At 61.8% G+C, this 7,025-nt stretch carries 4 protein-coding genes; all 4 read right to left on the bottom strand.

The genetic code is table 11. The annotated features are described in order from the left end of the window. Positions 1-65: 65 nt before the first annotated feature. On the bottom strand, positions 66-2,258 hold the full coding sequence (gene yccS, locus DCO47_RS08065; protein ID WP_042606615.1) for a YccS family putative transporter: 2,193 nt from the start codon (positions 2,256-2,258) through the stop codon (positions 66-68). A gap of 226 nt (positions 2,259-2,484) precedes the next feature. Further along, positions 2,485-3,663, bottom strand: coding sequence for an NAD(P)/FAD-dependent oxidoreductase (locus DCO47_RS08060; RefSeq protein WP_064365336.1), 1,179 nt, complete (start codon positions 3,661-3,663; stop codon positions 2,485-2,487). A gap of 153 nt (positions 3,664-3,816) precedes the next feature. Beyond that, the gene (gene dbpA, locus DCO47_RS08055; protein ID WP_024014613.1) at positions 3,817-5,202 is read right to left on the bottom strand and encodes an ATP-dependent RNA helicase DbpA; all 1,386 of its coding nucleotides are present in this window, start codon (positions 5,200-5,202) and stop codon (positions 3,817-3,819) included. A gap of 231 nt (positions 5,203-5,433) precedes the next feature. Next, entirely contained in the window at positions 5,434-6,861 is a 1,428-nt protein-coding gene (mdtD, locus tag DCO47_RS08050; RefSeq protein WP_042606617.1) for a multidrug transporter subunit MdtD, read from the bottom strand. Positions 6,862-7,025: the final 164 nt, after the last annotated feature.

The raw sequence follows: 7,025 nt of genomic DNA, 5'->3' as shown, positions 1-7,025 counted from the left end.
AGGCTCACTCCTACAGTTGGAATGCGTTCCCCTGTAGGAGTGAGCCTGCTCGCGATGACGCCATGTCAGCCAGCACTGACCTCGCTGGTGTCTTTGATCAAATGCGCCGCCAACGTCCGAAGCGGCCCCAACTGCCGGCAGATCAGCGCCAATTGCGTCTGTACCAGTCGCTGGCCTTCATCGATCTCCTCCGGCATCTGCTCCAGTTCATTGGCCAGCGCTTCCTCTTCATCACTCTGAATCGCAATCGGCTGCTTGCTCGCGAGGCCTTGGGCGATTTCGTCGATGCTGCTCGCCAGTTTTACCCCTGCGCCCTCGATCAAATGCTCACGCACTTCGGCTGGCAGCTGCGTTTCGCGGTGTGCGCCGAGCCCGGACAGGTAACTGAGCAGGGTGTGCGACAGCACCAGGAAACGGAAACCGACATCGGCTTCCTTTCGGAAATGCCCCGGCTCCATCAGCATGTTCGCCAGCGTCGTCGACAGCGCCGCATCGGCGTTGTGCGCGTTGCGTCGGGCGAGGCGATAGGCGAGGTCGTCGCTCTTGCCCGCGGCGTATTGCTGCATGATCTGGCGCAGGTAGATGCTGTTGCAGGTCAGGGTGTTGGCCAGCACTTTGTTCAGGCGCCGGCCCTGCCAGTCCGGCAGGAACAGGAATACCGCCAGCCCGGCGATCAGACTGCCCAGCAGGGTATCGAACAGCCGTGGCAGAAACAGCCCGTAGCCATCGCCGACCTGATTGAAGCAGAACAGCACCATGATCGTGATCGCCGCCGTCGCCAGGGTGTAGCGGGTGGTGCGGTTGGTGAAGAACACCACCCCGGCAGCGATGGCGAAGCACGATTGCACCACCGGGTTGGGGAACAGATCGAACAGCGCCCACGCCACCGTCAGGCCAATGGCCGTGCCGATGATCCGCTGGCCGAGTTTGCGCCGGGTGGCGCCGTAGTTCGGCTGGCAGACGAACAGCGTGGTGAGGATGATCCAGTAGCCTTGCGACGGGTGAATCAGGTGCACCATGCCGTAGCCGATGCTCAATGCCAGCGGCAGGCGCAGGGCATGGCGGAACAGCAGCGAGGTGGGCGTCAGTTGCGTGCGCAGGCGAATCCAGACGTCCTTGAGATTGCGCGGTGAGCGGTCGAGCAGGCTGCTGTCGGTAGCATCGGCCAGGGCGTCTGGGTTGCTGGCATCGCTGAGCAAGCGGTCGAGGGTGCCGAGGTTGGCCGCCAGGGCGCGCAACGAGCGCAACAGGCCGCGCCATGCCGGGTTGCTCTGGATGCGCAAGTGCTCGAGGGAGGCATGCAGGTCGTTCAGGGCTTCGGCGAAACTGGCGTCATAAATGAACGGCTGGCGCATCTGGATCGACTCCGCCAATGCCCGGCAAGCCTTGCCTTGCTGACGCAGCAGGCGCTGGCAGCGGAACAGCACGTCGCTGTGGAAGAACGCCTCGGCCAGCGCGTTGTAAGGGTAGTGCGACGAACTGGCGCGTTCGTGGATGTCCTGCGCGAGGAAGTACAGCTTCAGATACCGGCTGACTTTCGAGCCCGGTCGACCGTTGCCGACCCGGTGCAGGATGATTTCCTTGGCGGTGTTGAGTGCGGCGACCACCCGGCCATTCTGTTGCGCCAGTTCGAGGCGGCGGGCTTCGACGTCCATCTGCCGGATCGGCTCGAACAACGACGATTTCAACTTCAGGTAAAGGCCCAGCTCGCGGAACAGTCGCGCCAGGCTTTGCTGCACCGGTTGATTGGAAAACAACGCCTGCCACAGTACCGACAGCAGGCCATACCACGCCGCGCCAGCGACCAGCAGCATCGGTTCGTGCCAGAAATCGGTGACCGCGCCGCCGCGCTGATCGACGCCGATCATCGTGTACACCGACAGAATCAGCGTCGCCGAGGCAATCGCGCCGTAACGCTCGCCCAGCGCACCGAGCATGGTCAGGCCGAAACTGGCCAGCGCCAGGGCTACGGCGAAAATGATCGGGTAGGGGAAAAGCAGCTCCACCGACAGCGCGGCGATGCTGAAACACACCAGCGTCACGGCGAGGGCGTTGAGGCGGCCCTGCCAACTGTCGTCGGTCTCGGCCAGGGCGCTGGCGATGATGCCGAGGAACAACGGGATCAGCAGGCCCATTTCATCCTGATACCAGCACAGCGCCATGCTGCCGGTCAGGGCGATGAATACCCGCACGCTATAGCTGAATTTATCCAGCGCCCACAGGCGCCGCAAAGACTGACGAAACGAGGTCGAGGACATGAAGTGCGAAGGCCTTCCGAGGCGATGCCGCTAAATTGAGCCAGTAATGACGCCGACGCAATGGCGCCGAGCACATCTGACAGCAAAAAGTGTTCCTTTTACTTACACCACAAACCACTGTGGGAGCGAGCCTGCTCGCGAAAGCGGAGTGTCATTCAACAGATATGTCGACTGATATACCGCATTCGCGAGCAGGCTCGCTCCCACAGTTGTGATTCGTGTTGGATCAGACGTACTGCGCCGCCGCGTAGCCGGAGGCCCAGGCCCACTGAAAGTTGAAGCCGCCCAGATGCCCGGTGACGTCGAGCACTTCACCAATGAAGTACAGGCCCGGGCTTTTCAGCGATTCCATGGTCTTCGACGAAACCTCGCGGGTATCGACGCCACCGAGAGTCACCTCAGCCGTGCGATAGCCTTCAGTTCCCGCCGGCACAACTTTCCAGCTGCCAAGCTTCTCGGCAATCTCCGCCAGTTCAGCGTGGGTGTACTGCTTCATCGGTTTGGAGACAAACCAGTTGTCCGCCAGCAGATTGGCCATCTTCTTGGTGAAGATTTCGCCAAGCAAGGTTTTCAACTCGCTGTTCGGGCGTTCGGCGACTTGCTCTTGCAGCCACGTCGCCGCATCGTGGTCCGGCAGCAGATTGATCTCCACTGTGTCGCCGGGCTCCCAGAACGAGGAAATCTGCAGAATCGCCGGGCCGCTGAGGCCGCGGTGAGTGAACAGGATGTTTTCGCGAAAGCTCTGCTCGTTGCAGCTGACCAGGCAATCCACCGAGGTGCCGGACAGCTCTGTGCACAAATCCTTGAGCTGGTCGGTGATGGTGAACGGCACCAGTCCGGCGCGGGTCGGCAGCAGTTCATGGCCGAACTGTTTGGCCACCTGATAACCGAACCCGGTGGCGCCCAGCGTCGGGATCGACAAGCCGCCCGTGGCGATCACCAGCGACTGGCATTGAACCTGACCGAGGGTGGTGTCGAGCAAGTAACCGCTTTCGACCTTCTCGATAGTCTGGATCGACGTGTCGAGGTGCAGTTCGACACCGGCCTGATCGCACTCGGTCAGGAGCATTTCGAGGATGTCGCTGGATTTGTTATCGCAGAACAGCTGGCCGAGTTTCTTCTCGTGGTACGGCACGCCGTGTTTGCCGACCAGACCGATGAAATCCCACTGGGTGTAGCGCGCCAGCGCGGATTTGCAGAAATGCGGATTCTGCGAGAGGAAATTGCTCGGTTCGGTGTACATGTTGGTGAAATTGCAGCGGCCACCGCCGGACATGAGGATTTTCTTCCCGGCCTTGTTCGCGTGGTCAAGCAGCAACACCTGACGCCCGCGCCCGGCGGCAGTCAGGGCACACATCAAGCCGGCGGCGCCAGCGCCAATGATCACGACTTCGGTAGAGCGCAAAACGGTGTCCTCTTGGTGGGTCGCTACAACACAAACTTTGGGAGCGAGCCTGCTCGCGAAAGCGCTGTGTCATTCAACAATGATGTCGACTGACCGATTGCATTCGCGAGCAGGCTCGCTCCCACAGGGGATCTCCTTTGGATGGAAGATCGCTTAGAGAATGCGTACGCGCAACGAGCGGCCCTTGATCTTGCCGTCGTTCAGGCGCTGCAACGCCTGCATGGCCACGGTGCGCTCGACAGCGACATAGGCCTGGAAATCGAAGATCGCAATCTTGCCAACCTGCGCACCGGGAATGCCCGCTTCGCCAGTCAATGCGCCAAGAATGTCGCCTGGACGCACCTTGTCTTTACGGCCAGCGCCGATGCACAGGGTGGTCATCGGTGGTTGCAGCGGTGCCAGGCCCTGAGACTTGAGGTTGTCGATCTGATCCCAGTTCAGTGGCGCTTTCTGCAATTGTTCGATGGCTTGCGCACGATGAGCTTCAGACGGCGCGACGAGGCTGATGGCAATGCCTTTCTCGCCCGCACGACCGGTACGGCCGACGCGGTGGATGTGGATTTCCGAATCCCGCGCCAGCTCGACGTTGATCACCATGTCCAGCGCATCGATATCCAGACCACGGGCCGCGACATCGGTGGCAACCAGCACCGAGGTGCTGCGGTTGGCGAACATCGCCAGCACCTGATCGCGGTCACGCTGTTCCAGATCGCCGTGCAGGCCGACGGCGGAAATGCCTTTGGCGGTCAGGTGATCAACGGTTTCCTGCACTTGCTGCTTGGTGAAGCAGAACGCCACGCAGGACGCCGGACGGAAGTGGTGCAGGACTTTGGTCACTGCGCTCATGCGCTCTTCCGGGGAAATTTCGTAGAAGCGCTGTTCGATCTGCGTGTCGTCGTGGAAGGCTTCAGCCTTGACGGTCTGCGGATCGCGCATGAATTTCGAGGCAAGTTGCTTGATGCCCACCGGGTAGGTCGCGGAGAACAGCAGGGTCTGGCGACGCTCCGGGGTCTTGATGATGATGTCTTCGATGGCGTCGTAGAAGCCCATGTCGAGCATGCGATCGGCTTCGTCGAGGATCAGCGTGTTCAGACCATCGAGCACCAGCGAACCCTTGCGCAGGTGCTGCTGAATGCGCCCCGGGGTGCCGACGATGATGTGCGCGCCATGCTCCAGCGAAGCGATCTGCGGGCCGAACGACACGCCACCGCAGAGGGTCAGGACCTTGATGTTGTCTTCGGCGCGGGCCAGACGGCGGACTTCCTTGGCCACCTGGTCAGCCAGCTCACGAGTCGGGCAGATCACCAGCGCCTGGCAACCGAAGTAGCGCGGATTGATCGGGTTGAGCAGGCCGATGCCGAACGCGGCGGTCTTGCCGCTGCCGGTCTTGGCCTGGGCGATCAGGTCCATCCCCTTGAGGATCACCGGCAAGCTCTGCGCCTGGATCGGCGTCATCTGGGCATAACCGAGTGATTCGAGGTTAGCCAGCATGGCGGCGGACAGCGGCAGAGTATTAAAAGCGGTGGCGATGGTGGTCACGGGACTGGCCTGCAAAACAAAATGTCGCGCAGTGTAGCAGCCCCGTGCCAGTTTCCTCGACAGTTCTGGACGAACAGCCCCAGAGTTTCTCTGACTGGAGATCAGTCTGTGTGAGGGACCACACTCCCCTGTAGGAGCTGCCGAAGGGTGCGATCTTTTGATTTTTCTTTAAAAAACAAGATCAAAAGATCGCAGCCTTCGGCAGCTCCTACAGGGAGTCCTTCAGCGGAATCAGTGTTCGATGTGTTCCTGCGGCCGTTTAGCGCGCCGGCCGTCTTCCTTCGACAGCTGCGAGAAGATCGTTGCCGCGAGCATCGCCATCACGCCGACCGTAACGAAGGTCAGCTGGAAAGCGCCGAGCACGGTTTCCACACCATCGTTGCCGACCTTGGCAGTGAAGCCGCCGAGCAGCGCGCCGGCGCAGGCCACGCCGAGGCTCAGCGACAATTGCGCGACCACCGAGAGCAAACTGTTGCCGCTGCTGGCGCTGGCATCGTCGAGGTCGATCAGGGTCACGGTGTTCATCGCGGTGAATTGCAGCGAGTTGATCGCCCCCAGCACCGCCAGCAGGCACAGCAGCAGCCAGTACGGCGTCTGCTCGCTGACCAGGCCCATGCTCGCCAGCATGATCCCCAGTGCCAGCGTGTTGCCGGTGAGGACGATGCGATAGCCGAGGCGTTCGATCAGCGGTCGGGCGACCCACTTGGCGATCATCGCCGCAGCGGCCAGCGGCAACATGCTCATCCCGGCTTGCGAGGGCGAATAGCCTAACGCCACTTGCAGCAACAACGGCACAAGAAACGGCAGGGCGCCACTGCCCAGTCGTGCGAACAGGTTGCCGAGAATCCCGACGGCGAAGGTGCGGGTCTTGAACAGTGACGGCGCGAACAGCGGATTCTCGATATGCCCGGCGCGCAGCCAGTACGCCGCCAGACAGGCCATGCCGGCGAACAGCAGCAACATCACCCGCAGGTGCGGCAAGTGCAGTTCGCCAAGGCCTTCCATGGCAATGGTGATGAGGATCATCGCCGCGCCGAACAGCAGAAAACCGAGGCTATCGAAACGCGTGCGCTCCGTGCCGCGCAGGTCAGGAATGAATTTCCACACCGCATAACAACCGATGACCCCGACGGGCAGGTTGATCAGGAAGATCCAGTGCCACGTTACGTATTCCACCATCCAGCCGCCCATGGTCGGGCCGATCAGCGGGCCGAGCAGGCCGGGAATGGTGATGAAACCCATGATCCGCACCAGTTCCGAGCGCGGATAGGCGCGCAGCACCACCAGCCGCCCCACCGGCAACATCAGCGCACCGCCGAGGCCCTGGATCACCCGCGCCCCGATGAGCATGCTCAGGCTGCTGGACAGGGCGCAGAGCAGCGAGCCGAAACTGAACAGCAGGATCGCACCGAAGAAGATTTTCTTGGTGCCGAAGCGGTCGGCGATCCAGCCTGACGCCGGGATCAACAGGGCGACGGTGAGCATGTAGGCGATGATCACGCCCTGCATGCGCAACGGGTCTTCTGCGAGATCGCTGGCCATGGCCGGCAGCGCGGTGTTGAGGATGGTCCCGTCGAGGGACTGCATGAAGAACGCAATGGCGACGACCCACGGCAACCAGCGTGCGGTGATGGCGTCGAGAGGCGGGCGGTTGGGCATGGAACCTCTGAAGGTGGTTAATCCGGCTTGTCGGTCTGAATGAAACTCTGTGGCGAGGGAGCTTGCTCCCGCTCGGCGGCGCAGCCGTCGTGAATCCGGCCAGCGCGGTATTACTGGAACACCGTGAACTCCGGTTTTGGGGTCGCTTCGCAACCCAGCGGGAG

It is taken from the genome of Pseudomonas sp. NDM, assembly GCF_003105095.1.
Lineage (GTDB): Bacteria > Pseudomonadota > Gammaproteobacteria > Pseudomonadales > Pseudomonadaceae > Aquipseudomonas > Aquipseudomonas moraviensis_A.
Note: the sequence above shows the minus strand (reverse complement) of the source record. Positions and strands in the feature narration are given on the sequence as shown.